Genomic DNA, 22,863 nt, shown 5'->3' on the forward strand with positions numbered 1-22,863 from the left:
GGCTCTCACGGCTTCTGATAGATCACGCGGCCGGCGCGGATGGTGGTGCTCACCTTTGCGAGATTGCTGACATCGCTGAGGGGATCGCCGTCGAGCACAACGATGTCGGCATCGAAGCCCTGCTCCACTTTGCCCTTCTTCGCGGCCTTGAAATACTGTGCCGGGTTGGTCGTGAGCGAAGCCAGCACCTGACGCTCGGTCAACACGCGATGCATCAGTTCATATTCCCGCGTGGTGTCGTAAAGCTGGATGAAACCGACATCGGTGCCGAACAGGACCGGGCCGCCGCCGTTCTCGGAAAACTGCTCGAGCTGGTTGACGGCCGCTGCAACCAGGCGGTCCGTCACGGCGGGGATGAGCACGACGGTCGTGAACAGCGACAGCGTCGGGATCAGCGCCGTTCCCTGCGCCTTGAAGCGCGCGAGCTGCTCCTGGGTATAACCGCTGCTGCCGGATGGCGCGGTATGCGCCATGACGTCGACATCGGCCGCGATCACCGTGTCCACGCCGATCATGTTCTGCGGATGGGCAAACACCGGCTTTCGTTGCGCATGCGCGACATCGACTGCGGCCTTGGCGATCGCGGGATCCATGTTGATCACCGGCTTGTCGCCCATGAACGCGCCAGTGAACAGTTTGATGCCGTCCTCGCCCATGGCGAGCCAGTCCTGCGCCCGTTTGGTCGCCTCCTCCGGCGTCGCCACTTCAGGAAGCTGCACCTCGCGCGGGACATAGACGGGATGGCCGCCCTTCGGGAACATGTTGCCGGCGAGCAGGATGTTCGGACCCGCAACCTCGCCCTTGGCGACGCGCTGGCGCAGCGGCAGCGTATCGCGTGGATCGGAGCCGAGATCCCACACCGTGGTGAAGCCCCAGCGCGTCAGCATCTCCTGCATGTGCTGCGTCAACGGCTCGGCCGGCGCGGTGCCGGCGTTGCGCCAGGCCGGTTCGGTGAAATGCACATGGCTGTTCCAGAACCCGGCCACGATGGTCTTGCCGCTGCAATCGATCGTGCGGGCATCGGGCGGGATCTGGACGTCACCGGATTTGCCGACCGCGCCGATCACGCCGTCGGTCATCACGATCACGGCATCGCGCAGCGGCGCTGCATACGGCGATGCATAGAGGCTGCCGCCGCGGAGCGCCAGGGTTTCGCCGTGCGCCGCGCTTGCGGCGATCGCCGAGCCGAGAAGTCCGAGGAGAAGCGCACTGCGGAGCCAGGTCATGGACAACCTCTTCGATCATGATGACGCCCGATATCGGCGAGCGCGCGGCAAGATAGCCGCGGCCGCCGACAGCGTTTGATCGTTGTTGCGGTGTCCGGAGTTTATTCTTCCGGCGCGTTCTCGATCGGATCGAAGCGGTCGGCCTCGAGCCCGAGCAGATTCCAGGATTGCAGCATGTGCGGCGGCAGCGGCGCGGTGGCGTCGATCACGCCACCGCGCGGATGCGGGATCACGATGCGGCGGGCCAGGAGATGCAGCCGGTTCTGCAACCCGCCGGGCAATTGCCAGTTCTCCTTGTTGAAATATTTGGGATCGCCGACGATGGCGTGATCGATATGCGCCATGTGGGCGCGCAGCTGATGGGTGCGGCCGGTGACCGGCTTGAGCGAGACCCAGGCAAGCTTCTGCGCCGAGGCCTCGACAACGGCGTAGTAGGTCACGGCGTGGCTCGCGCCCTCGTCGCCATGCGCCGCGATCCGCATGATGGTGTCCTCCTCGCTCTCCTCCTTCGCAAGGTAGGTCGAGATGCGGCCCTGCTTCGGCTTCGGCACGCCCGCGACCAGCGCCCAGTAGACTTTTCGCGCGGAGCGATGGCGGAAGGCGCCGGTGAGATGCGAGGCGGCAAACCGCGTCTTGGCGATCAGCAGGCAGCCCGAGGTCTCCCGGTCGATGCGATGCACCAGGCGCGGCTTCTGCCCCTTGGCGTCGCGCATCACCTCCAGCATGTCGTCGACATTGCGCGTGATCCCGGAGCCGCCCTGCACGGCGAGACCCACCGGCTTGTTCAGCACCAGCACGTCGTCGTCCTCGTACAGGATCATGCTCTTGAGGTCTTGCAGGGTCTTCTTGGCCGCTTCCGAGAGGCTGGCGGCTGCCTTGGGCGTGTCGAGCTTCAGCGGCGGAATGCGGACGCTCTGGCCTTCTTCCAGCCGGTCCTTGCTGTCCGCGCGCTTGCCGTTGACGCGCAGCTCGCCCTTCCGGACGATGCGCTGGATGTGGGAAAACGACAGGCCAGGGAAACGCGCTTCGAGGAAACGGTCGACGCGCATATTGTTCTCATCCGCCGTCACGACCACGGTCTGGACCTTGGTCGGCAACGGGGGCGGCTCGGCCACGATCTTTTCCGGCTCGGGCACGAATGGCTTGGGCGCGCGCGGCTTGTCCGTCAAGCGCGCCGCTGGCTTGCCGCCCGGACGATGCCCCGGCCCCCGCTCAGCTGACGAGCCGCGAAAAGGACGCGCGCCCTTGGCGCGATCGCCCGCCGGGCGGAGAGGTTTCTTGACGCGACGGCTCATGCCGTTTTTCCCAATTTGCGCGGTGACGGCCGGCCTGCGCGACGCGGCAAGGCCGCGATTTGAACACCAACCTCATTTTCTGCGAGCCGCAGCTCGTAAAGCTGCTGCAGGTTCATCCAGAACTGTGGAGTTGTTCCAAACCAATGCCCGAGCCGGAGTGCCGTGTCGGCGGTGATACCGCGCTGACCATGAATGATGCCAGTAATGCGGTTCACGGGAACGTCGATCTGGCGCGACAGCTCGGCGGCCGTCATGCCGAGTTCACGCAGTTCTTCCGCGAGATGTTCTCCGGGATGGATTGGGGTACGAGGCATAGCGATGATGTTCTCTCAGTGATAATCAACGATCTCAACGTCGACGGGACCAGGCGATCCGTCCGGCCACCTGAAACAGATCCGCCATTGATCGTTAATGCGAATCGAAAATTGCCCGGCTCGGTCGCCCTTTAGGGCTTCCAATCGGTTTCCAGGCAACGCCGCCAAATCAGCAAGGCTGGCTGCCGCTTCCAATCGATCAAGGCGCATCTCGGCCTGCCGGGCGAAACCCGAGAACTCCTTGACGTGCAATCCGGAGGCAAACCGTTCGGTGACCTTGTCCCGATGACCGACAATCACATCGCCTAATTTACCAACTTTTACGACTTACGTAAAGAGTAATTGGCTTGAATGACGCGGTACAGGTCCGTGTGATATCGACCATATTGAGCCAACCGCGCGCCACTGGCGACGTCTGATGACGCTGACATTTCATCAAGACCGGCAGTAGTCAAGCATTCAGAACAGCCGCACCTGCACCGCGCTTGTGGTGATCTTCGGCGAGCTGGAATCGACGGCCCTCTGCACCTGCGAAAACTTGGAGCGCAGCACCTTCTCGACCTCGTTGCGCAGCGCGGCGTCGCTTTCCGCCGACACGAACGCGACGGTGCCTGCCGTCAGGCGGTTGGAGTCGCTGAGCTCGGTGAAGTCGGTAAAGACCGCATTGGCGCTGTAGCCCTGCTGCAGCAGATAGTTCTGCATGTCCAGCGCCAGTCCCTTTTGCTCGGCGACATAGAGCACCACGACGACCTTGCCGTTGTTGGCATCGGCCTGGGTCTTCTCCGCCGCCGTCACCGTGGGGACCCTGGTGGCTTTCTCGATCGCATCGACACGCTGGCGCAGCATCACGATCTGCCGCCTGACGTCGGCGCCCTGCTCGCCGATCTGCTGCGTCTGGGACTGCAACTGTTCGCGAACCAGGCTGATCTCGCCGCCTCCTGGCAGCTTGATGGCGAGATTGAGAACGGTCGGCGCGACGCACAGCAAGGCCGCGACGCCGAGCACCATCGCGATGCCGTTCGGGATGTCGGGATTGTTGAGGATCCTGCGCACCAGCGCGGCAATCAGCCCGAGGCCGGCCAAAAGCGGCACCACGACGATGGCAGCAGTCAGCCAGATATTGTCCATGCAGCGATAACCCCCAGAGGTTGCCGCTGTAGCATAGGGCTATTTCAGGGAGATGTCAGCCGCCGCGCTGCGCGCGCAGCTTCGCCCAGTAGTCCAGCCGCTTGCGGATCTCGCGTTCGAAACCGCGGTCGGGCGGATCGTAGAAGGTCTGGCGGCCGAGCGCTTCCGGGAAGTAGTCCTGGCCCGAGAACGCGTCGGGCATGTCGTGATCATATTGATAGCCGGACCCATAACCCTCCGACTTCATCAGCTTGGTCGGCGAGTTCAGGATGTGCTTCGGCGGCAGCAGCGAGCCGTTTTGTTTCGCGGTCTGCATCGCGGCACCGAAGGCGGTGTAGGCCGCGTTCGATTTCGGCGCGGTGGCGAGATAGATCACGGCCTGCGCGATCGCGAGCTCGCCCTCCGGCGAGCCGAGGAAGTCGTAGGCGTCCTTGGCGGCGTTGCAGATCGCGAGCGCCTGCGGATCGGCAAGGCCGATGTCCTCCACCGCCATCCGCACCACGCGCCGCGCCAGGAACAGCGGATCCTCGCCGGCGTCGAACATCCGCGCCAGATAATACAGCGCCGCATCCGGATCGGAGCCGCGCACCGACTTATGCAGCGCGGAGATCAGGTTGTAGTGGCCGTCGGCCGATTTGTCGTAGATCGGCGCGCGACGCTGCAGGATGTCCTGCAGCTGTTCGGCGTTGAACACCTCGTCCTTGCGCGCGGCGCGCCAGACCTCTTCGGCCAGGGTCAGCGAGGCGCGTCCATCGCCGTCGGCCATCCGCACCAGCACCGCGCGCGCCTCGGCATCGAGCGGCAGCGCCCTGCCCTCGACCTTCTCGGCATTGGCGAACAGGTTCTCGATCGCCGCCGTGTCGAGCGAGTGAAACACCAGCACGCGGGCGCGCGACAAGAGCGCCGCGTTGAGCTCGAAGGACGGGTTCTCCGTGGTGGCGCCGACCAGCACCACGGTGCCGTCCTCCATCACGGGCAGGAAGGAATCCTGCTGCGCGCGGTTGAAACGATGCACCTCATCGACGAACAGCAGCGTGCCCTTGCCGGTCTCGCGGCGGGCGCGCGCGGCATCGAACACCTTCTTCAGGTCGGCGACGCCGGAGAACACTGCCGATATCTGCTCGAAATGCAGCTCGGTGGCGTCCGCCAAGAGCCGCGCCACCGTGGTCTTGCCGGTACCGGGCGGCCCCCAGAACACCAGCGAGCCCAAGGTGCGCGTCTCCAGCATGCGGGTCAGCGCACCGTCGGGCCCAAGGATGTGGTCCTGGCCGACGACGTCCGCAAGCGAGCGCGGGCGCAGCCGGTCCGGCAGCGGCCGCGGCGCGTCCTGCTCCATCCCCGCCGCCGCGAACAGGTTCGCTGCCTCCCGCGGTTGCTTCGGGCTCATCCGCCGAGCGTCACGTTGATCTGCTGGCCGCCGCGCACCAGGGTGATCCGCCAGACCCGCGATCCCGTCTTCGACGCCTTGTCCAGATCGCCGGTCCGCGCGATCTTCTCGTTGTTGACCGCCAGGATGATGTCGCCCTTCTGGAATCCGACATTGGCCGCGGTGCCGTCGTCGGCGAGCTCGGTCACCACGACGCCCTCGGCGCCGGCATCGAGATGCAATTCATCGGCGAGCGCCGGCGAGATGTTGGCGACGCGCGCGCCCTGGAACGGCGAGCGCGCGGTCAGCACGATCTCGTCGCGGCCGGTGTCGGGCGCGGTCTCCAGCGGCACGGTGAGCTTCACCGGCTTGCCGGCGCGCTGCACCTCGATCTCGGCGTTGCCGCCGAGCGGCCGGGTGGCGAAGCGATAGTCGAACGCGTTGGGATCGTCGATCGGCGTGCCGTCGATCCCGACGATCAGGTCGGAGAGCTTGAGCCCCGCCTTCGCCGCCGGACTGTTCGGCGCGACATTGGCGACCAGCGCACCAGACGGCAGCTTCAGGCCGAGCGTCTCGGCGATCTCGGGCGTCACGGCCTGCAGCCGCGCGCCGAGCCAGGGCCGCTTCACCGCCTTGCCGCCGCCCTTGGCGGAGGCCACCACCACGCGCACCATGTTGGCGGGGATCGCGAAGCCGATGCCCTGCGAGCCGCCGGAGCGCGAGAAGATCGCGGTGTTGATGCCGGCAAGCCGCCCGGTCATGTCGACCAGCGCGCCGCCGGAATTGCCGGGATTGATGGCGGCGTCGGTCTGGATGAAGAATTGATAGTCGGTGATCCCGACCTGGGTGCGCGCCAAGGCCGAGATGATGCCGTGCGTCACGGTCTGGCCGACGCCGAACGGGTTGCCGATCGCGAGCACGACGTCGCCGACCTGCAGCTGGTCGGAATTGGCGAAGTCGAGGGTGGTGAACTTCTCCTTGTTGGTGTCCTTCAGGCGGAGCACCGCGAGGTCGCTGCGGCTGTCCTTCAACACGATCTCGGCCTCGAATTCCCGCTTGTCGGACAGCGAGACCTTCACCTGGTCGGCGCCTTCGATCACGTGATTGTTTGTGACCACGAGGCCGGACGAATCGACCATCACGCCGGAACCGAGCGAGCGCTGCATCTGCTCGGGCTGCTGTCCCGGCACGCCAAAAAATCTGCGAAAGATCGGATCATCCAGGAATGGATTGCGGTTCTGGACCATCTTGGCAGCGTAGACATTGACGACCGCCGGCTGCACGCGCTGCACGATCGGGGCGTAGGACAGCTGCAGCTCCGCCTGCGAGGACGGTACGCGGCGGTCCTGGGCCTCGGCCTGGCTAGGACTTCCCAGCAGGGACAGTCCGAACAGGGCGAAGATGGCGGCAAAGCGGACGGGTCGGAGCATTCTCACCTCTCGTAGGAAACGGCGGAATATAGGGGTGTTCGTGGGGTAATTGAAGGGCATCCGGGCGAATAAGGCGACCCTGGCGAGACCGGCGCAAGACCTGCCGCCGGCGCGTCGAAGCGCGTCCCTCGACTTCCATGATGCCTATCATCTCACTGCGCCCGTGTTGCGTGCCGACCACATCCGGAACGGCGGTCCCATGTTACGCTGTCGTTCGTCAGTCACGTTGGACTTCTAGGACTCGCGTGACGGTGTGGGGAAATGCAAACACAACAGGGGTGCTGAAATGGGTGCGACAAAGCTAAGTGCAATTGCCGTTGGAATCGCAGGTGCGCTCGCCGCTTCGCCGGCGTTTGCGGAAAGCAGCGACGCCGAGATCGCGCTGCTGAAGCAGCAGCTGCACATGCTTGAGCAGAAGCTCGACAAACTGCAGAAGCAGAGCGACGCCAACTCGGCGACCGCCGCCTCCGCCAATGCGCGCGCGAAAGCAGCGGACACCAAGGCCGCCGACGCGAATGCGAAAGCTGCGAGCGTCGCCAACGCCAACGCGGCGCTCCCGGTCAAGGGTCCGATCGCGGCGTCAGGCGTCGTCGTGACGATGCCGAACAACCGGCCGACGATCTGCACCGCGGACGACCAGAACTGCATCGCCATCGTCGGCCGCATTCACTATGACGTCGGCGGCTACAACTATCGGCCGGATACGGCAGCGACCTCGCCGCAAAAGCTCGACAGCGGCGAGAATCTCCGTCGCGCGCGCATCGGCATTGCCGGCAAATTCCTCAGCGACTGGAATTTCGCGCTGATCTACGACTTCGGCGGATCGTCCGACGGCTTTGGCGGCACCGGCGCGGCCGGCGCGACCTCGGTCGGCTTCCTTCCCGGCGGCGGCACCTCGGGCGTCGAGAATGCCTATCTCAGCTACACCGGCTTCAAGCCGTTCGGCGGCAAGATGGCGATCGAAGGCGGCATCATGGACCTCGCCTGGACGATGGACGAGTCCACCAGCTCCAACGACATCATGTTCATGGAACGCGCCTCGGCAGGCATCATCGCGCAGAATATCGCGGCCGGCGACTTCCGCTCGACGGCCGGCACCCGCTGGTGGAACGACCAGCTCTGGGTCGGCGGCTATGTCACCGGACCGACCACGGGCGCGATCCACTCCGCCTCCAGCACCTCGCCGGCCGGGACGTCGGAGCAATATGGCGCGGTCGCCCGTATCGCCGGCAATCCGATCAGCGGCAAGAACTATTCGGTGCATATCGGCGCCGACGCGGAATGGCTGATCCAGCCGCCGCGCAATCTGGTAACGCAGGCGCAAACGCTGACGCTCAGCGACCGGCCCGAGCTGCGCATCGATCCGACCTCGCTGATTTCGACCGGCGCGATCGCCAACGTCTCGGGGGCGCAGGTCTACGGCGTCGAAGCGGCGGCGACCTACGGCTCGTTCATCGCGCAGGGTGAATACTACTGGTTCAACATCGACCGCACGGCAAATACCGGGCTGCCGCCGTTCGGCGCGCCGAGCCTGAAGTTCGACGGCGGCTACGCGCAGGTCGGCTACGTCCTGACCGGCGAGACCCATTCCTACAACGCAGCGAACGCCGCCTATGGCGGCGTCAAGCCGGCGAATCCGTTCTCGCTCGCCGGCGGCGGCTGGGGCGCCTGGGAAATCGCCGGACGCTTCAGCCAGATGAACCTCAACGATCAGCTTGCCACCGCAGCCGGCGTCGCGGGCGGACGGCAGAACGTCTACACCCTCGCGCTGAACTGGTACGTCAACAGCAACGTCCGCTTCATGCTCGACTACCTGCATGGCGACATCTCCAAGCAGGCTTCGGCGGTCTCGACCCTCGATGCGGGTTCGAAGTTCAACGCGGTCGCAATGCGCACGCAGATTGCGTGGTGATGTGACAAGGCCGGGAGCGGCACCCTGCTCCCGGCCTCCCCTTCACGGCCGTATCGCGGGTTCCTTACGCCGCGCGCTTCGGCTTCTTCACGACTTCAGGCGCGGGTGCGCAGGACAGCCGCTCCTGATGGCTCTCGCCCCAGGCTTTCAGGATATCGATCACCGGGCGCAGGCTCTCGCCGAGTTCGGACAGCGTGTATTCGACCCGCGGCGGCACCTCGGCATAGACCTTGCGGATCACGAGACCGTCGTCCTCGAGCGCGCGCAGCTGCTTGGTCAGCATGCGCTGGGTGATGCCGGGCATCCGCCGTCGCAACTCGCCGAAGCGCTGGGTGCCGGCCTGCAGATGAAACAGGATCACGCCTTTCCATTTGCCGTCGATCAGGTCGAGCGCCGCCTCGACCGCGCAGCCCGGCCGACGGGCGAAATTCTGCCGTTTCATGCGAGTTTCCCCAACAGTATACAAACAGGGACTAGTTCCCCCTTTTTACAGTACTTGCCAATTCGACGCCAGCGCGACAGTTAGACGGCAGGCAATCGCCATCCATGGAGAGCAGGCATGAAGGCCGTCGGATACCAGACATCGCTGCCGATCGAGGCAGCGGACGCGCTCGTCGATTTCGAGACTGCGAAGCCGGAGCCGAAGGGCCGCGACATCCGCATCGCGGTGAAGGCGATCTCGGCCAACCCGGTCGACTACAAGGTGCGCAAGCGCGCCGCGCCCCCGGCGGGTGAATACAAGATCCTCGGCTACGACGCGGCCGGCGTGGTCGATGCTGTCGGTCCCGACGTCAGCCTGTTCAAGGTCGGCGACGAGGTGTTCTATGCCGGATCGATCCAGCGTCAGGGCACCAACTCCGAATTCCATCTGGTCGACGAGCGGATCGTCGGCATCAAGCCAACGTCGCTCTCGTTCGCGCAGGCGGCAGCGCTACCGCTGACCTCGATCACCGCCTGGGAGCTGCTGTTCGACCGGCTCGGCGCGGTGCCCGGCAAGAGCCTCGATCCGCGCACGCTGCTGATCACGGGCGGTGCCGGCGGCGTCGGCTCGATCCTGATCCAGCTCGCCCGCCGTCTCACCGGGCTGACCGTGGTTGCGACCGCGACGCGGCCGGAATCGCAGAAGTGGTGCCTCGAGCTCGGCGCACATGCCGTGATCGATCATTCCAGGCCGATGAAGGAGCAGATCGAGACGTTGAAGCTGCCGCCGGTCGGCCTCGTCGCCAGCCTCACCTACACCGACCAGCACTACAAGAGCATCGCCGACTTCATCGCGCCGCAAGGCAAGTTCGGCCTGATCGACGATCCATCGGAGTTCAACGTCGCGGCCTTCAAGGGCAAGGCGGTATCGGTGCACTGGGAATCGATGTTCACCCGGTCCTCGTTCCAGACGCCTGACATGATCGCGCAGCATCATCTGCTCAACGACGTCGCCGACCTCCTCGACAAGGGCGTGCTGCGCACCACGCTCGACCAGACTTTTGGCACCATCAACGCCGCGAATTTGAAACGCGCGCATGCGCTGCTCGAAAGCGGCAAGTCGCGCGGCAAGATCGTGCTCGAGGGTTGGTAGACGTTGGCTGGTGCGTAGGGTGGGCAAGGCGCGAAGCGCGGTGCCCATCATCACGCGACGTGCTCGTGATGGTGGGCACGCTGCGCTTTGCCCGCCCTACGGCTGTGCGGCTTACGCGATCGTGCTGATAATGCCGCCTTCGGCGCGCAGCGCCGCGCCGTTGGTGGCCGACGACAGCGTCGAGCAGACATAGACCACGAGATTGGCGATTTCTTCCGGGCTGGCGAAGCGCTGCAGCAGCGAGGTCGGACGATGCTGCTTGACGAAATTGGCCGCCGCCTCGTCGACCGACTGGCCGTTCTGCTTCGCCAGATCCTTCACGAACGTCTCGACGCCCTCCGACATGGTCGGGCCCGGCAGCACGGAATTAACGGTGACGGCAGTGCCGCGGGTCAGCTCGGCAAGCCCGCGCGAGATCGCAAGCTGCGCGGTCTTGGTCATGCCGTATTGAATCATCTCGGTCGGAATGTTGAGGCCCGACTCCGAGGAGATGAAGACGATACGGCCCCAATTGCGCTTCAGCATCCCAGGCATATAGGTGCGCGACAGCCGCACGCCCGACATCACGTTGATCTCGAAGAAACGGCTCCAGTCCTCGTCGGGGATCTCGAAGAAGTCCTTCGGCTCGAAAATGCCGGCATTGTTGACGAGGATATCGACATCGGGCAGCGCCGCGAGCAGCGCCTTGCAGCCGGCGGCGCTCGAGACGTCGGCGGCGATGCCGCGGACCTTGCTGCCCGGGACTGCCTTCGTGATCGCTGCGACCGCGGCATCCACCTTGGCCTGGCCGCGGCCGTTGACGACGACCTCGGCGCCCGTTCCGGCAAGCCCCCTTGCGATGGCATGGCCGATGCCGGCGGTCGAGCCGGTGACGAGCGCAGTCTTTCCGGAAAGGTCGATATTCATGGGGCAAATCTCCTGTCGGTTCCCCCAATATTGGGCGCCGGCGCGCCGCTAGCAAGCGACCGAAGTAACGCCGTTGATCACGGCCGTCTCGCCCGCAGCACATACATCAGCGGCAGTTGCGGCATTCCCGGCCTCATCCTGAACATGCCGAGGCCCGCGTCCTCCATCTCCGGCCGGCGCTTGAGCACCGAGCGGTCGAGCTCGCGCAACTCCGTGATATTGAGGCCTGCAGCGGCGAGCGCGGTGATGACCTCGCCGAGCGGATGATTCCACTGCACCGTTCCGGGCGCGATGGCCGCATCGTCGATGGCGCGGCGATCGACGCATCCCTCGCACGGCGTGAAGTAATCGAATTTGAGTTCGGTCCGATCGGCGGCGCGCCAATCCAGCATCCATTCGACCGGGTGGAACTCGAACAGATAGAGCTCGCCGCCGGGCTTCAGCAGGTCGCGCACGACCTGCGCCCAGCGCGCGATATCGGGCAGCCAGCACAGCGCGCCGACGCCGGTATAGACGATGTCGAAGCGGCGTCCGAGCACGCGAGGCGCCTCGTAGACATCGGCGATCACGAACTCGGCGTCGAGCTCGCATCTGGCGGCGATCCTGCGCGCCGCAGCGATCGACGTTTGCGAAAAATCGAGGCCGGTGACGCGCGCGCCACGCCGCGCCCAGGACAGCGTATCGAGCCCGATATGACATTGCAGATGGACGAGATGCTTTGCACCGATATCGCCGAGATCCCTGATCTCATGCGATCGCAGCGAGGAGCGTCCCGCGATGAAGCCCGGCACATCGTAGACCGGCGAGCGGATGTGATCGGAGACCTTGCGGTTCCACATCGCCATGTTCCGCGCACGCCAGTCGGTCGCCCATTCTGACATTCCAAGGCAGTCCAGTATCGCCGCCCCCGCGCCTAAGCACGATATCCGGTCGACGCCGTCGCGGCAGACATCGTGTTGTCACGCGTCCAATTGCCACAAGCGCGTGCGATCGCCGCAAACAAAAACGGCGCCCGAAGGCGCCGTCTGCAAAATGAATGCGTGAGAGCGGCTTAGGCCGCCTCGGCTTCCTTTTCCTGGGTCGGGCCGGAGTCCTTGCCCTTCGCATCGACGTCGCGGTCGACGAATTCGATCACGGCCATCGCCGCGTTGTCACCGTAGCGGAATCCGGCCTTGATGATGCGGGTGTAGCCGCCCTGGCGGTCCTTGTAGCGGGGTGCCAGCACATCGAACAGCTTCTTGACCTGGTCGAGGTCGCGCAGCTCCGAGATCGCCTGGCGGCGCAGCGACAGGCCGCCCTTCTTGCCGAGGGTGACGAGCTTCTCGACGATCGGCCGCAGCTCCTTGGCCTTCGGCAGCGTGGTGACGATCTGCTCGTGCTTGATCAGGGCCGCCGACATGTTGGCGAACATCGCACGCCGGTGCTCGGCGGTGCGGTTGAGCTTGCGATGAACCTTGCCGTGACGCATTGACTTCTTCCTTCTTCAATTCTGTCGCGGTGGTTCGGCGACAAGTTTCAGGTGGGCTTCCTGCGTTCGCCCATTAAAAAATCGTGGCCGGAAGGCTTCCGGCCACGATGGTCAAAATCGGATCAGTAGTGATCCTCGAAGCGCTTGGCGAGCTCGTCGATGTTCTCCGGCGGCCAGCCCGGCACTTCCATGCCGAGGTGCAGACCCATCTGGGCCAGCACTTCCTTGATCTCGTTGAGCGACTTGCGGCCGAAGTTCGGGGTGCGCAGCATTTCCGCTTCCGACTTCTGCACGAGGTCGCCGATATAGACGATGTTGTCGTTCTTCAGGCAGTTTGCCGAACGCACCGAGAGCTCGAGCTCGTCGACCTTCTTGAGGAAGGCCGGGTTGAAGGCGAGATCCGGGATGATCTCCTGGGTGACTTCCTTGCGCGGCTCTTCGAAGTTGACGAACACGTTGAGCTGGTCCTGCAGGATGCGCGCGGCGTAGGCGACGGCGTCATCCGGCGTGATCGCGCCGTTGGTCTCGATCGTCATGGTCAGCTTGTCGTAGTCGAGGATCTGGCCCTCGCGGGTGTTCTCGACCTTGTAGGAGACCTTGCGGACCGGCGAGAACAGGCTGTCGACCGGGATCAGGCCGATCGGCGCATCCTCGGGCCGGTTGCGCTCGGCGGCGACATAGCCCTTGCCGGTGGTGACCGTGAACTCCATGCGAATCTCGGCGCCGTCGTCCAGCGTGCAGAGCTGCAGGTCCGGATTGAGCACCACGACGTCGCCAACGGTCTGGATGTCGCCGGCGGTGACGGCGCCCGGGCCCTGCTTCTTCACGACCATGCGCTTCGGGCCTTCGCCCTGCATCTTGATCGCGATGTCCTTGATGTTGAGCACCATGTCGGTGACGTCCTCACGGACGCCGGCAATCGACGAGAACTCGTGCAGCACGCCGTCGATATGCACCGACTGCACCGCGGCGCCCTGCAGCGAGGACAGCAGGATGCGGCGCAGCGCGTTGCCGAGCGTCTGGCCGAAGCCGCGCTCGAGCGGCTCGGCGACGATGGTGGCAAACCGGGTCGGGTCCGAGCCGGGCGTCACCTGCAGCTTGTTCGGTCGAATAAGCTCTTGCCAATTTTTCTGGATCGTCACTGTGTCACCCATGTGCCAGTCGTTCGGGCCGGTCGAATGGCCGTAGCTGGCGTTGGAGATCGCGGAACAGTCCGCGCGGTCAATTCCAAGAAGTCAGTTCCAAGAACGAACGAAGGGCGGCACACGCGCCGCCCGCAACGTTCGATCAGACGCGCCGGCGCTTGCGCGGACGGCAGCCATTGTGCGGGATGGTGGTCACGTCGCGGATCGAGGTGACGGTGAAGCCCGCAGCCTGCAGCGCGCGGAGCGCCGATTCACGGCCCGAACCCGGGCCGGCAACTTCAACCTCCAGCGTGCGCATGCCGTGCTCCTGCGCCTTCTTGGAGACGTCTTCAGCCGCAACCTGCGCGGCGTAGGGGGTCGACTTGCGCGAGCCCTTGAAGCCCATCGTGCCGGCCGACGACCAGGCGATGGTGTTGCCCTGCGCGTCGGTGATGGTGATGGTCGTGTTGTTGAACGACGAATTCACGTGCGCGATGCCGGAGGCGATGTTCTTGCGTTCGCGGCGGCGTACGCGGGTGGCTTCCTTGCCCATTTCAAACCTTTCCTGTGATCTCAAGCGCCGCCGTAGTGCCAGCGGCTACACCTCAAAACGCAAATGGCGAGTAGCGAACTTCGATTCGCTACTCCCCACCTGCAATTCGCAAAACTTACTTCTTCTTGCCGGCGATTGCCTTGGCCGGCCCCTTGCGCGTGCGCGCATTGGTATGGGTGCGCTGGCCGCGCACCGGCAGACCGCGGCGATGACGCAGGCCGCGATAGCAGCCGAGGTCCATCAGCCGCTTGATGTTGATGCCGACCTCGCGACGGAGGTCGCCCTCGACCAGGTAGTCGCGGTCGATGACTTCGCGGATCTGCAGGACTTCCTGGTCGCTCAGCTGGCTGACGCGACGATCCAGCGGGATCTTCACCTTCTCCATGATGTCGGCGGCGTTCTTCTGGCCGATGCCATGAATGTACTGAAGCGCGATCAGCACGCGCTTGTTGGTCGGAATGTTGACGCCGGCAATACGGGCCACGGACTTCTCTCCTGTCGCCGATCCCTCACGGATACGGGCTGCTCAAGTTCTTGCTGTTGCGGGCGATTGTGTCCACAAACGCGAACACGACGCCCTCCCCTCATGTCCTTCGGGGCCCGGCATCGTCATAAAACTATCCAACTTGGATGCGGGGCTTATTAAAGGATTCATGTCGGTTTCGTCAACCGCTCCTAGCGTTTAGCTCGCTTTTTCGTGAGCTTTTTTGCCACCTTTTTGGTGGCTTTTGCCCCCTTCCGGGCACTGGCGCCGCGAGCAGCCTTCTTGGCCGGCTTTTTTGCGACTTTGGCCTTGGAAGCCGCTTTGGCGGCCTTGCGGGCCGGGCTGGCGGCCTTTTTGGCCACCTTTGCTGGCTTCTTGGCCGGCTTCCCGGCAACCTTGGCGGTCTTCCTGGCGCCCTTCGAGGCTTTTTTGGCGGGTTTGACCTGCTCTTCCTCTCCCAGCGCGCCGAGCGCGCCCAGGATCCGGTTGATCTCGCGGGTGACGTGCTCGATGGTCATCATGCCATCGACGGTCAGAAGCTTGCGCCGCTCGGAGTAATAGTGAATCAGCGGCTCCGTCAGCGAGCGGTACTGCGCTAGGCGCTTGGTCAGGACCTCCGGCGTATCGTCGAGGCGCACGTCCTCGCCGCGCGCCCGGGTCTCCTCGGCGCGCTTCTCGACGCGCGCGAGCAGCGCGCTCTCGTTGACGCGGAGCTCGACGACGGCATCGAGCTTGAGGTGCTTCTTCCGCAGCAGTTCGTCCAGGGCTTCGGCTTGCGGCACCGTGCGCGGGAAGCCGTCGAGGATGAAGCCCTTTTTGGCATCGGGCTCCTCGATGCGGTCGGCGATGATTCCGACCACGACCTCGTCGGGGACCAGGCCGCCATTGGCCATGATCTCCTTGGCCTGCAGGCCGATCGGGGTGCCTGCGGCGACGGCCGCGCGCAGCATCTCACCGGTCGAGAGCTGGACGATGCCGTGCTTGTGGACCAGCCGCTGCGCCTGGGTGCCCTTGCCCGAGCCCGGCGGGCCGAGAAGAATCAGTCTCATATGCGTTCGCCCCCGCGATTGCTGCGCGATAGATCGCGCACCTGCTTTTTAAGATCAAGAATAGTGCAAACCACAATCAGCACCGAACCACCACCGATTTTATAGGGCAGCGCCACCCCACCTGCCACCAGCAGCTCTGGAATCAGCGATACCGCGACGAGGTAGACGGCTCCGACGACGGTCGTCAACGATGCGATGCGATCGAGATGATCGGCGGTCGCCTCGCCCGGCGCTATGCCCGGTATCGTGCCGCCCTGCGCCTGCAGGGTCTCGGCGGCCTGCTCGGGATCGAGCACGCGGGCGGTGTAGATGAAGGCCAGCACGATGACGATCATCGATCCGAGAATGATGTGCAGCGGCTGCGCGAACTGGAGATGCGCATAGGCCGCGGCCAGCCACGGTGTCCGGCCGAACAGATAGGCGCCGAACGAGAGCGGCAGATAGATCACCCACAGCGCCACTGTCGTCGGGATCAGGAAACCCGCGCTGTTGAGCTTGATCGACAGCACCGAGGCGCGCGGGCCAAGGAGCCGCTTGCCGACTTGCCGCGGGCCATACTCCACCGGCACGTTGCGCCGTGCGCTCTCGACCAGGACGATCAGACCGATCAGCGCAATCCAGAGCACGCCGTTGAAGAGCAGGACATTGCCGGATACTGCGCCCTGTCGCAGCAGCTCGAGGGCGGTGGCGATTTCCGACGGCAGCGATACCACGACGCCGACGCTCAGGATGAGCGCAAGCCCGTTGCCGATGCCGTGACGGGTGATCTGCTCGCTGAGCCAGACCAGGAAGAAGACGCCGCCGACCATCGTTGCGATCGTCGACGCCAGAAACCAGGAGCCGGGTTCGGCGACCAGACCTCGAATGCCCTGCAAAGCGGATGCAATGCCGAAGGCCTGGAAGACGGCAAACCCCAGCGTCACGATCAAGGTGCAGCGGACGATCTTGCGGCGGCCGGCCTCGCCTGAGCGTTCGAGCGCGCCCAGCCTGCCCCACACCACCGAGAGCAGCTGCATGATGATCGCAGCGGAGAGGTAGGGAACGATCGAGAGTGCGAAGATCGAGACGCGGAACAGCGTGCTCGGCGGCAACACCCCGCTCTGGGTCGAGAGTCCCGCCAGTGGGACATAACAGCCGAGCCTGAAGATGAGCAGCGCGCCGATCGTGATTGCGATGCGGCGCGCCAGCTCACTCATCATCGGTCGGCGGCGTCCATCAGCGACGGCGTCCGCGCAGCTTCGATTTGCGGATCAGGCCTTCATACTGGTGCGCCAGCAGATAGCCCTGCACCTGCGAGACGGTGTCCATGGTCACGCTGACCACGATCAGGAGCGACGTGCCGCCGAAGTAGAACGGCACCGAAGCGTAGGAGATCAGGATTTCCGGGATCAGACAGACGATCGCGAGATAGATCGCGCCGAGCACCGTGATCCGCGACAGCACGTAGTCGATATATTCTGCGGTGCGCTCGCCGGGCCGGATGCCCGGGATGAAGCCGCCATGCTTCTTCAGATTGTCCGCGGTCTCGGTCGGGTTGAACACGATCGCGGTGTAGAAGAACGCGAAGAACACGATCAGCACGAGATAGAGGATCAGGAACAGCGGCCGGCCGTGGCCGAGCTGAGTGGTGATCCACTGGAACCATTCCGGCCCCTTGCCGGCGTTGAAGTTGGCGACCGTGGTCGGCAGCAGCAGCAGCGACGAGGCGAAGATCGGCGGGATCACGCCCGAGGTGTTGAGCTTGAGCGGCAGATGCGAGGACTGGCCCTCGAACATCTTGTTGCCGACCTGGCGCTTCGGATACTGGATCAGCAGCCGGCGCTGCGCGCGCTCCATGAACACGATGAAGGCGATCACGGCGACCGCCATCAGGATGACGATCAGGATCAGGCCGGTCGACATCGCGCCCTGGCGGCCGAGCTCCAGCATGTTGGCGAGCGCCGACGGCAGCTCGGCGACGATGCCGGACAGGATGATCAGCGAGATGCCGTTGCCGATGCCGCGCGAGGTGATCTGCTCGCCGAGCCACATCAGGAACATGGTGCCGCCGGTCAGCGTGATCGCGGTCGAGATACGGAAGAACATGCCGGGGTCGCTGACGACGTTGCCGGCGCCTTCGAGGCCGATCGCGATGCCGTAGGACTGGAACAGCGCCAGGATCACCGTGAGATAGCGGGTGTACTGGTTCAGCGTCTTGCGGCCCGCCTCGCCTTCCTTCTTCAGCGCCTCGAGCTGCGGCGACACGGTGGTCAACAGCTGCACGATGATCGATGCCGAGATGTACGGCATGATGTTCAGCGCGAAGATCGCCATGCGGTGGATGCCGCCGCCGGCGAACATGTTGAACATGCCGAGGATGCCGCCGGACTGGGTGCGGAACACCTGCTCCCAGATGTTGGGGTCGATGCCGGGCAGCGGGATGTAGGTCCCGAGCCTATAAACAAGCAGCGCACCCAGCGTGAACCAGATGCGCTTCTTCAGTTCGTCGGCCTTCGCCAGCGATCCGAAATTGAGGTTTGCGGCGAGTTGTTCGGCTGCTGAGACCATGTTTCGGCTTTCTTCCCGGAGCCCCTTCGCCGACACCCCGGGAGACTGGTTCTCTCCGGGGCGATCGGCAGACACCGGACATTATCTGGTGCTCGGCCGCGATAAGTCCATCATTCGATCGGCGGATTGCCCGCGGGCCGCGGGCAATGACGCAGATGTTACGCCGCCTCGCCGTCTTCCTTCTTGGCGGGGGCCAGGATCTTGACCGAACCGCCGGCCTTCTCGACCGCGGCGACCGCCGACTTGGAGGCGCCGTACACCTCGATGGTCAGCTTGGCCTTGATCTCGCCGCGGCCGAGCAGCCGCAGGCCGTCCTTGGCGCGGCGCAGCACGCCGGCCTTGACCAGCGTTTCGGCGGTCACGGTCGCCGAGGCGTCGACCAGCTTGTTGTCGACAGCTTCCTGCAGACGGTCGAGATTGATCTCGGCGAAGTCGAGCCGGAAGATGTTGTTGAAGCCGCGCTTGGGCAGACGGCGATGCATCGGCATCTGGCCGCCTTCGAAACCCTTGATGCGGACGCCCGAACGCGCGGTCTGGCCCTTGCCGCCGCGGCCCGAGGTCTTGCCCTTGCCGGAACCGATGCCACGGCCGACACGCATGCGCTTCTTGCGCGAGCCGGCGTTGTCGGCGATATCGCTGAGCTTCATCGTTAGCGTCCTTATGTCTTGCTTACTCGCCGACGACGCGGACGAGATGCTGGACCTTGCTGATCATGCCGCGAACTTCAGGGGTGTCCTGCAGCTCGGCAACCCGGCCGATCTTGTTGAGCTTGAGGCCGATCAGCGTCGAACGCTGCGAGTGATGGCGGCGGATCGCGCTGCCGGTCTGCTCGACCTTGATCGTCTTGCTGGCCTTGGCCATGACAGTAACTCCAAATAGCCGGTTATTCCGCCACCACTTCGGCGTCGCCGCCGACGCGGCGCGACTGCAGGGTGGAGACCTTGATGTTACGGCGCGCCGCCACCGAGCGCGGCGAATCCTGGTTCTTCAGCGCGTCGAAGGTGGCGCGAACCATGTTGTAGGGGTTCGACGAGCCGATCGACTTCGCCACCACGTCCTGGATGCCGAGCGTCTCGAACACCGCGCGCATCGGGCCGCCGGCGATGATGCCGGTACCGGCCGGAGCGGCACGCAGGTAGACGCGGCCGGCGCCGTGACGGCCGGCGATGTCGTGATGCAGCGTGCGGCCTTCGCGCAGCGCGACGCGGGTCAGATTGCGCTTCGCCGATTCGGTCGCCTTGCGGATCGCCTCGGGAACTTCGCGCGCCTTGCCGTGGCCGAACCCGACCCGGCCCTTCTGGTCGCCGATCACGACCAGCGCCGCAAAGCCGAAGCGCTTGCCGCCCTTGACGACCTTCGCCACGCGATTGATGTGGACGAGCTTGTCGACGAACTCGCTGTCGCGCTCTTCGCGATCCCTGCTCCGTTCGCGTCCGCCGCGTTCGCGTTCACCTGCCATGGTGTTTTCCAATCTCTAGGAGGCCTACGCCTCTATCCTCGTAATCGTTCAGTTCTGTTTAGAAGCTGAGCCCGCCTTCGCGCGCCGCATCCGCGAGCGCCTTGACGCGCCCGTGATAGATGTAGGCGCCGCGATCGAACACGACTTCCTTGACGCCCTTCTGCGCCGCGCGCTCGGCAAGCAGCTTGCCGACCGCCTTCGCGGCATCGATGTCGGCGCCGGTCTTGCCGCCGCCGCGCATCGACTTCTCGAGCGACGAGGCCGAAGCCAGCGTCTCGCCCTTCTGGTCGTCGATGACCTGGGCGTAGATGTGCTTGGACGAGCGGAACACCGACAGCCGCGGACGGCCGCCTGCCGAGCGGCGAAGCGCAAGGCGCACACGCTGCTTGCGCCGGGCATTCGTAACCTTGAGTGACATGACCGGCTCCGTTACTTCTTCTTGCCTTCCTTGCGGAAGATGAATTCGTTGGCGTACTTCACGCCCTTGCCCTTGTAGGGCTCCGGCGGGCGATAGGCACGGATCTCGGCGGCGACCTGGCCGACGCGCTGCGGATCGTTGCCGGTGATCGTGATCTCGGTCGGCTTCGGCACCGCGATGGTGATGCCTTCCGGGATCGCGTAGACGACGTCGTGGCTGTAGCCGAGCGCGAGCTGCAGGTTCTTGCCCTGCATCGCGGCACGGTAGCCGACGCCGGTGATCTCGAGCTTCTTCTCGAAGCCCTTGGTGACGCCCTCGACGAGATTGGCGACCTGGGCGCGCGCGGTGCCGTAGAGCGCCTGCGCACGGTTGGTCTTGTGGCGCGGAGCGACCTTGACCTGGCCGTTCTCGAACTTGACCTCGACGTCGTCATGCACGACGAACTGAAGCTGGCCTTTCGGCCCCTTCATCTTCACCATCTGGCCTTCCACGGTCGCCGTCACACCCGACGGGATCGTCACCGGCCGCTTGCCGATACGTGACATGCCTAATTCCTTCCTCAGAACACCGTGAAGAGAACTTCGCCGCCCACGTTCGCGTCGCGCGCCTCGTGGTCAGCCATGATTCCCTTCGGCGTCGACAACACCGAAATGCCGAGACCGTTGTTCACGCGCGGCAGGTTCTTCACCGAGGCGTAAACGCGGCGGCCGGGCTTCGACACCCGCTCGATCTCGCGGATGACGGGCGAGCCGTCGAAATACTTCAGTTCGATCTCGAGCTCGCTGCGGCCCGAGGCGTGCTCGACGCTGGCGTAGCCGCGGATGTAGCCCTCGGACTTCAGCACTTCGAGCACGTTGGCGCGCATCTTCGAGCCCGGGCTCGAGACCTTGGACTTGGAGCGCATCTGCGCATTGCGGATGCGGGTGATGAGATCGGAGATCGGATCGTGCGTAGACATGGTTCCGACCCTCCTTACCAGCTCGACTTCACGAGCCCGGGAACCAGGCCCTTGGAGCCGAGTTCACGCAGCGCGATGCGCGAGAGCTTGTTCTTGCGATAGTTCGAGCGCGGACGACCGGTCAGCTCGCAACGCAGACGGATGCGCGTCGGCGACGAGTTGCGCGGCATCTCGGCGAGCTTCAGCGTCGCCGCGAAGCGCTCTTCCATCGGCTTGGTCTTGTCGGCGATGATCGCCTTCAGCTTCTCGCGACGCGGGGCGGCGTTCTTCGCCATCCGCTTGCGCCGGTTGTTCTTCTCGATTGAACTCTTCTTTGCCATGCTTGGCTCCTGGGTATCCGCGTTTGAGTGGCTTTTTCTCAGCTACTCACTGCCGGAACGGGAAATTGAAAGCGGCCAACAAGGCACGGGCCTCGTCGTCGGTCTTTGCGGTGGTGCACACCGTGATGTCCATGCCGCGGGCTTCCGTGACCTTGTCGAAGTCGATCTCCGGAAAAATGATGTGCTCCTTGATGCCGAGCGAATAGTTGCCGCGGCCATCGAAGCTCTTCGGGTTCAGACCGCGGAAGTCGCGGACGCGGGGCAGCGCCACGTTCACCAGGCGATCGATGAACTCGTACATATGGGTCTTGCGCAGCGTGACCTTGCAGCCGATCGGCTGGTTTTCACGCAGCTTGAAGGTCGCAATCGCGATCCGCGAATAGGTCACGATCGCCTTCTGGCCGGCGATCTGCGACAGCTCGCTCGCTGCGGTCTCGGCCTTCTTGCGGTCGTTGACGGAATCGCCGACGCCCATGTTGAGCACGACCTTGTCCAGCCGCGGAACCTGCATCACGTTGGCATAACCGAACTTCTCGGTCATCATGCCGCGGATCTTCTTGTCGTACTCCGCGCGCAGGCGCGGCGTGTAAGCTGCATCAGCCATCGATCTCTGCTCCCGAGCTCTTGGCAACACGAACCTTCTTGCCATCGGCCTGAATCTTGAACCCAATGCGGGTCGGCTTGCCGTCCTTGCCGACATACGCGATGTTGGACAGGTGGACCGGCGCCTCCTTGGAGACGATGCCGCCCTCCTGGGCCTGGGTCTGCTTCTGGTGACGCTTCACCATGTTGATGCCGCGGACCAGCGCCTTGTTCTCGTCCGGACGCACCTCGAATACTTCGCCGGTGCGGCCCTTGTCGCGGCCGGTCAGCACGATCACCTTGTCGCCCTTGCGGATCTTGGCAGCCATCACAGCACCTCCGGCGCGAGCGAGATGATCTTCATGTGGTTCTTGGCGCGCAGCTCGCGCGGCACCGGCCCGAAGATTCGGGTGCCGACCGGCTCGGACTGATTGTTGATCAGCACGGCGGCGTTGCGGTCGAAGCGGATCACCGAGCCGTCGGCGCGGCGGATGTCCTTGCGGACCCGCACCACGACGGCCTTCATGACGTCGCCCTTCTTCACCTTGCCACGCGGAATGGCTTCCTTGATCGACACAACGATAACGTCGCCCACGGTGGCATAGCGGCGCTTGGAACCTCCAAGAACCTTGATGCACATGACACGGCGTGCGCCAGAATTATCGGCCACGTCGAGGTTGGTCTGCATCTGAATCATTGATGCACCTCGTCCTCTTTCTGCGCTTTAGCGCGCTCAAAATTTCCCTGAACT

At 64.5% G+C, this 22,863-nt stretch carries 29 protein-coding genes; 2 read left to right on the forward strand and 27 right to left on the reverse strand.

Annotated features, from left to right (window positions below; translation table 11 throughout):
- Window positions 1–5: 5 nt before the first annotated feature.
- From IC762_RS21805 to IC762_RS21835, 7 genes are all read right to left on the reverse strand, one after another.
- Window positions 6–1,226: an amidohydrolase family protein gene (locus IC762_RS21805; protein ID WP_195784291.1), complete on the reverse strand. Its 1,221-nt coding sequence runs from the start codon at window positions 1,224–1,226 to the stop codon at window positions 6–8.
- Window positions 1,227–1,327: 101 nt separating this feature from the next.
- Entirely contained in the window at window positions 1,328–2,521 is a 1,194-nt protein-coding gene (locus IC762_RS21810; RefSeq protein ID WP_246801144.1) for an RluA family pseudouridine synthase, read from the reverse strand.
- Window positions 2,518–2,835 (reverse strand): HigA family addiction module antitoxin, encoded by a 318-nt coding sequence (locus IC762_RS21815; protein ID WP_195784292.1) that lies wholly within the window; start codon window positions 2,833–2,835, stop codon window positions 2,518–2,520. Before IC762_RS21815 ends, IC762_RS21810 begins: the two co-directional genes overlap by 4 nt.
- Before the next feature lie 15 nt (window positions 2,836–2,850).
- Window positions 2,851–3,135 (reverse strand): type II toxin-antitoxin system RelE/ParE family toxin, encoded by a 285-nt coding sequence (locus IC762_RS21820; RefSeq protein ID WP_195784293.1) that lies wholly within the window; start codon window positions 3,133–3,135, stop codon window positions 2,851–2,853.
- Window positions 3,136–3,294: 159 nt separating this feature from the next.
- Window positions 3,295–3,963: a hypothetical protein gene (locus IC762_RS21825; protein ID WP_195784294.1), complete on the reverse strand. Its 669-nt coding sequence runs from the start codon at window positions 3,961–3,963 to the stop codon at window positions 3,295–3,297.
- Between the two features lie 55 nt (window positions 3,964–4,018).
- Window positions 4,019–5,350: a replication-associated recombination protein A gene (locus IC762_RS21830; RefSeq protein ID WP_195784295.1), complete on the reverse strand. Its 1,332-nt coding sequence runs from the start codon at window positions 5,348–5,350 to the stop codon at window positions 4,019–4,021.
- A complete protein-coding gene (locus IC762_RS21835) occupies window positions 5,347–6,759 on the reverse strand; it encodes a DegQ family serine endoprotease (RefSeq protein ID WP_195784296.1) in 1,413 nt (470 codons plus the stop codon). Before IC762_RS21835 ends, IC762_RS21830 begins: the two co-directional genes overlap by 4 nt.
- Before the next feature lie 286 nt (window positions 6,760–7,045).
- Between IC762_RS21835 and IC762_RS21840 the strand changes: the two genes are divergently transcribed.
- Window positions 7,046–8,671, forward strand: a complete 1,626-nt coding sequence (locus IC762_RS21840) for an OprO/OprP family phosphate-selective porin (RefSeq protein ID WP_195784297.1) — start codon at window positions 7,046–7,048, stop codon at window positions 8,669–8,671.
- Between the two features lie 64 nt (window positions 8,672–8,735).
- Here IC762_RS21840 and IC762_RS21845 read toward each other — a convergent pair whose 3' ends face one another.
- Entirely contained in the window at window positions 8,736–9,113 is a 378-nt protein-coding gene (locus IC762_RS21845; protein ID WP_195784298.1) for a winged helix-turn-helix transcriptional regulator, read from the reverse strand.
- Between the two features lie 117 nt (window positions 9,114–9,230).
- Here IC762_RS21845 and IC762_RS21850 point away from each other — a divergent pair, with 117 nt between their 5' ends.
- Entirely contained in the window at window positions 9,231–10,244 is a 1,014-nt protein-coding gene (locus IC762_RS21850) for a zinc-binding alcohol dehydrogenase family protein (protein WP_195784299.1), read from the forward strand.
- Between the two features lie 111 nt (window positions 10,245–10,355).
- Here the strand turns inward: IC762_RS21850 and IC762_RS21855 are convergent, their stop codons facing one another.
- The 19 genes from IC762_RS21855 to rplN form a co-directional block, all read right to left on the reverse strand.
- Window positions 10,356–11,150: an SDR family NAD(P)-dependent oxidoreductase gene (locus IC762_RS21855; protein WP_195784300.1), complete on the reverse strand. Its 795-nt coding sequence runs from the start codon at window positions 11,148–11,150 to the stop codon at window positions 10,356–10,358.
- 77 nt (window positions 11,151–11,227) lie between these two features.
- Window positions 11,228–12,031, reverse strand: coding sequence for a class I SAM-dependent methyltransferase (locus IC762_RS21860; protein WP_195784301.1), 804 nt, complete (start codon window positions 12,029–12,031; stop codon window positions 11,228–11,230).
- Window positions 12,032–12,201: 170 nt separating this feature from the next.
- Window positions 12,202–12,618, reverse strand: coding sequence for a 50S ribosomal protein L17 (gene rplQ / locus IC762_RS21865; RefSeq protein WP_195784302.1), 417 nt, complete (start codon window positions 12,616–12,618; stop codon window positions 12,202–12,204).
- 122 nt (window positions 12,619–12,740) lie between these two features.
- Window positions 12,741–13,772, reverse strand: coding sequence for a DNA-directed RNA polymerase subunit alpha (locus IC762_RS21870; RefSeq protein WP_195784303.1), 1,032 nt, complete (start codon window positions 13,770–13,772; stop codon window positions 12,741–12,743).
- Between the two features lie 133 nt (window positions 13,773–13,905).
- The gene (gene rpsK / locus IC762_RS21875) at window positions 13,906–14,295 is read right to left on the reverse strand and encodes a 30S ribosomal protein S11 (protein ID WP_006021048.1); all 390 of its coding nucleotides are present in this window, start codon (window positions 14,293–14,295) and stop codon (window positions 13,906–13,908) included.
- Window positions 14,296–14,410: 115 nt separating this feature from the next.
- Window positions 14,411–14,779, reverse strand: a complete 369-nt coding sequence (gene rpsM / locus IC762_RS21880; protein ID WP_195784304.1) for a 30S ribosomal protein S13 — start codon at window positions 14,777–14,779, stop codon at window positions 14,411–14,413.
- Window positions 14,780–14,970: 191 nt separating this feature from the next.
- The gene (locus tag IC762_RS21885) at window positions 14,971–15,828 is read right to left on the reverse strand and encodes an adenylate kinase (RefSeq protein WP_195784305.1); all 858 of its coding nucleotides are present in this window, start codon (window positions 15,826–15,828) and stop codon (window positions 14,971–14,973) included.
- Entirely contained in the window at window positions 15,825–16,844 is a 1,020-nt protein-coding gene (locus IC762_RS21890; protein ID WP_246801146.1) for a preprotein translocase subunit SecY, read from the reverse strand. The genes IC762_RS21885 and IC762_RS21890 overlap by 4 nt, the downstream gene beginning before the upstream one ends.
- Window positions 16,845–17,043: 199 nt before the next feature.
- On the reverse strand, window positions 17,044–18,375 hold the full coding sequence (gene secY, locus IC762_RS21895; protein ID WP_195784307.1) for a preprotein translocase subunit SecY: 1,332 nt from the start codon (window positions 18,373–18,375) through the stop codon (window positions 17,044–17,046).
- Between the two features lie 158 nt (window positions 18,376–18,533).
- Entirely contained in the window at window positions 18,534–19,022 is a 489-nt protein-coding gene (gene rplO, locus IC762_RS21900; protein ID WP_195784308.1) for a 50S ribosomal protein L15, read from the reverse strand.
- 22 nt (window positions 19,023–19,044) lie between these two features.
- Window positions 19,045–19,236 carry a 50S ribosomal protein L30 gene (gene rpmD, locus IC762_RS21905; RefSeq protein ID WP_024578582.1) on the reverse strand — a complete coding sequence of 64 codons (192 nt, stop codon included), beginning with the start codon at window positions 19,234–19,236 and terminating at the stop codon, window positions 19,045–19,047.
- A 22-nt stretch (window positions 19,237–19,258) separates the two neighbouring features.
- Window positions 19,259–19,834: a 30S ribosomal protein S5 gene (rpsE, locus tag IC762_RS21910; protein ID WP_195784309.1), complete on the reverse strand. Its 576-nt coding sequence runs from the start codon at window positions 19,832–19,834 to the stop codon at window positions 19,259–19,261.
- Window positions 19,835–19,892: 58 nt separating this feature from the next.
- Window positions 19,893–20,252 (reverse strand): 50S ribosomal protein L18, encoded by a 360-nt coding sequence (gene rplR / locus IC762_RS21915; protein ID WP_195784310.1) that lies wholly within the window; start codon window positions 20,250–20,252, stop codon window positions 19,893–19,895.
- Between the two features lie 11 nt (window positions 20,253–20,263).
- Complete coding sequence (gene rplF / locus IC762_RS21920; protein ID WP_195784311.1) at window positions 20,264–20,797, reverse strand: 50S ribosomal protein L6; 534 nt, start codon at window positions 20,795–20,797, stop codon at window positions 20,264–20,266.
- 14 nt (window positions 20,798–20,811) lie between these two features.
- Window positions 20,812–21,210, reverse strand: a complete 399-nt coding sequence (rpsH, locus tag IC762_RS21925; RefSeq protein ID WP_195784312.1) for a 30S ribosomal protein S8 — start codon at window positions 21,208–21,210, stop codon at window positions 20,812–20,814.
- Window positions 21,211–21,224: 14 nt separating this feature from the next.
- Window positions 21,225–21,530 carry a 30S ribosomal protein S14 gene (gene rpsN, locus IC762_RS21930; protein ID WP_195784313.1) on the reverse strand — a complete coding sequence of 102 codons (306 nt, stop codon included), beginning with the start codon at window positions 21,528–21,530 and terminating at the stop codon, window positions 21,225–21,227.
- A gap of 46 nt (window positions 21,531–21,576) precedes the next feature.
- Window positions 21,577–22,134 (reverse strand): 50S ribosomal protein L5, encoded by a 558-nt coding sequence (gene rplE, locus IC762_RS21935; RefSeq protein WP_195784314.1) that lies wholly within the window; start codon window positions 22,132–22,134, stop codon window positions 21,577–21,579.
- The gene (gene rplX / locus IC762_RS21940; RefSeq protein WP_195784315.1) at window positions 22,127–22,441 is read right to left on the reverse strand and encodes a 50S ribosomal protein L24; all 315 of its coding nucleotides are present in this window, start codon (window positions 22,439–22,441) and stop codon (window positions 22,127–22,129) included. The genes rplE and rplX overlap by 8 nt, the downstream gene beginning before the upstream one ends.
- Window positions 22,441–22,809, reverse strand: a complete 369-nt coding sequence (gene rplN, locus IC762_RS21945; protein WP_011473865.1) for a 50S ribosomal protein L14 — start codon at window positions 22,807–22,809, stop codon at window positions 22,441–22,443. The genes rplX and rplN overlap by 1 nt, the downstream gene beginning before the upstream one ends.
- Window positions 22,810–22,863: the final 54 nt, after the last annotated feature.

Origin of the sequence: Bradyrhizobium genosp. L, from assembly GCF_015624485.1 — a bacterium.
Taxonomy (GTDB): domain Bacteria; phylum Pseudomonadota; class Alphaproteobacteria; order Rhizobiales; family Xanthobacteraceae; genus Bradyrhizobium.

What these genes read in the sequence shown, in the direction of transcription:
- IC762_RS21840 (WP_195784297.1), top strand. Translation starts at nt 7,046, where the DNA reads ATGGGTGCGACAAAGCTAAGTGCAATTGCCGTTGGAATCGCAGGTGCG.
- rplN (WP_011473865.1), bottom strand. Translation starts at nt 22,809, where the DNA reads ATGATTCAGATGCAGACCAACCTCGACGTGGCCGATAATTCTGGCGCA.
- IC762_RS21850 (WP_195784299.1), top strand. Translation starts at nt 9,231, where the DNA reads ATGAAGGCCGTCGGATACCAGACATCGCTGCCGATCGAGGCAGCGGAC.
- IC762_RS21830 (WP_195784295.1), bottom strand. Translation starts at nt 5,350, where the DNA reads ATGAGCCCGAAGCAACCGCGGGAGGCAGCGAACCTGTTCGCGGCGGCG.
- IC762_RS21835 (WP_195784296.1), bottom strand. Translation starts at nt 6,759, where the DNA reads ATGCTCCGACCCGTCCGCTTTGCCGCCATCTTCGCCCTGTTCGGACTG.
- rplR (WP_195784310.1), bottom strand. Translation starts at nt 20,252, where the DNA reads ATGTCACTCAAGGTTACGAATGCCCGGCGCAAGCAGCGTGTGCGCCTT.
- IC762_RS21855 (WP_195784300.1), bottom strand. Translation starts at nt 11,150, where the DNA reads ATGAATATCGACCTTTCCGGAAAGACTGCGCTCGTCACCGGCTCGACC.
- IC762_RS21885 (WP_195784305.1), bottom strand. Translation starts at nt 15,828, where the DNA reads ATGAGACTGATTCTTCTCGGCCCGCCGGGCTCGGGCAAGGGCACCCAG.
- rplE (WP_195784314.1), bottom strand. Translation starts at nt 22,134, where the DNA reads ATGGCTGATGCAGCTTACACGCCGCGCCTGCGCGCGGAGTACGACAAG.
- IC762_RS21890 (WP_246801146.1), bottom strand. Translation starts at nt 16,844, where the DNA reads ATGCAGCTGCTCTCGGTGGTGTGGGGCAGGCTGGGCGCGCTCGAACGC.
- IC762_RS21870 (WP_195784303.1), bottom strand. Translation starts at nt 13,772, where the DNA reads ATGGGTGACACAGTGACGATCCAGAAAAATTGGCAAGAGCTTATTCGA.
- IC762_RS21845 (WP_195784298.1), bottom strand. Translation starts at nt 9,113, where the DNA reads ATGAAACGGCAGAATTTCGCCCGTCGGCCGGGCTGCGCGGTCGAGGCG.
- rpsH (WP_195784312.1), bottom strand. Translation starts at nt 21,210, where the DNA reads ATGTCTACGCACGATCCGATCTCCGATCTCATCACCCGCATCCGCAAT.
- IC762_RS21860 (WP_195784301.1), bottom strand. Translation starts at nt 12,031, where the DNA reads ATGTCAGAATGGGCGACCGACTGGCGTGCGCGGAACATGGCGATGTGG.
- rplX (WP_195784315.1), bottom strand. Translation starts at nt 22,441, where the DNA reads ATGGCTGCCAAGATCCGCAAGGGCGACAAGGTGATCGTGCTGACCGGC.
- rpsK (WP_006021048.1), bottom strand. Translation starts at nt 14,295, where the DNA reads ATGGGCAAGGAAGCCACCCGCGTACGCCGCCGCGAACGCAAGAACATC.
- rpmD (WP_024578582.1), bottom strand. Translation starts at nt 19,236, where the DNA reads ATGGCCAAGGCCAGCAAGACGATCAAGGTCGAGCAGACCGGCAGCGCG.
- IC762_RS21805 (WP_195784291.1), bottom strand. Translation starts at nt 1,226, where the DNA reads ATGACCTGGCTCCGCAGTGCGCTTCTCCTCGGACTTCTCGGCTCGGCG.
- IC762_RS21810 (WP_246801144.1), bottom strand. Translation starts at nt 2,521, where the DNA reads ATGAGCCGTCGCGTCAAGAAACCTCTCCGCCCGGCGGGCGATCGCGCC.
- secY (WP_195784307.1), bottom strand. Translation starts at nt 18,375, where the DNA reads ATGGTCTCAGCAGCCGAACAACTCGCCGCAAACCTCAATTTCGGATCG.
- IC762_RS21815 (WP_195784292.1), bottom strand. Translation starts at nt 2,835, where the DNA reads ATGCCTCGTACCCCAATCCATCCCGGAGAACATCTCGCGGAAGAACTG.
- rplF (WP_195784311.1), bottom strand. Translation starts at nt 20,797, where the DNA reads ATGTCACGTATCGGCAAGCGGCCGGTGACGATCCCGTCGGGTGTGACG.
- rpsE (WP_195784309.1), bottom strand. Translation starts at nt 19,834, where the DNA reads ATGGCAGGTGAACGCGAACGCGGCGGACGCGAACGGAGCAGGGATCGC.
- IC762_RS21825 (WP_195784294.1), bottom strand. Translation starts at nt 3,963, where the DNA reads ATGGACAATATCTGGCTGACTGCTGCCATCGTCGTGGTGCCGCTTTTG.
- rplQ (WP_195784302.1), bottom strand. Translation starts at nt 12,618, where the DNA reads ATGCGTCACGGCAAGGTTCATCGCAAGCTCAACCGCACCGCCGAGCAC.
- rpsN (WP_195784313.1), bottom strand. Translation starts at nt 21,530, where the DNA reads ATGGCAAAGAAGAGTTCAATCGAGAAGAACAACCGGCGCAAGCGGATG.
- rplO (WP_195784308.1), bottom strand. Translation starts at nt 19,022, where the DNA reads ATGAAGCTCAGCGATATCGCCGACAACGCCGGCTCGCGCAAGAAGCGC.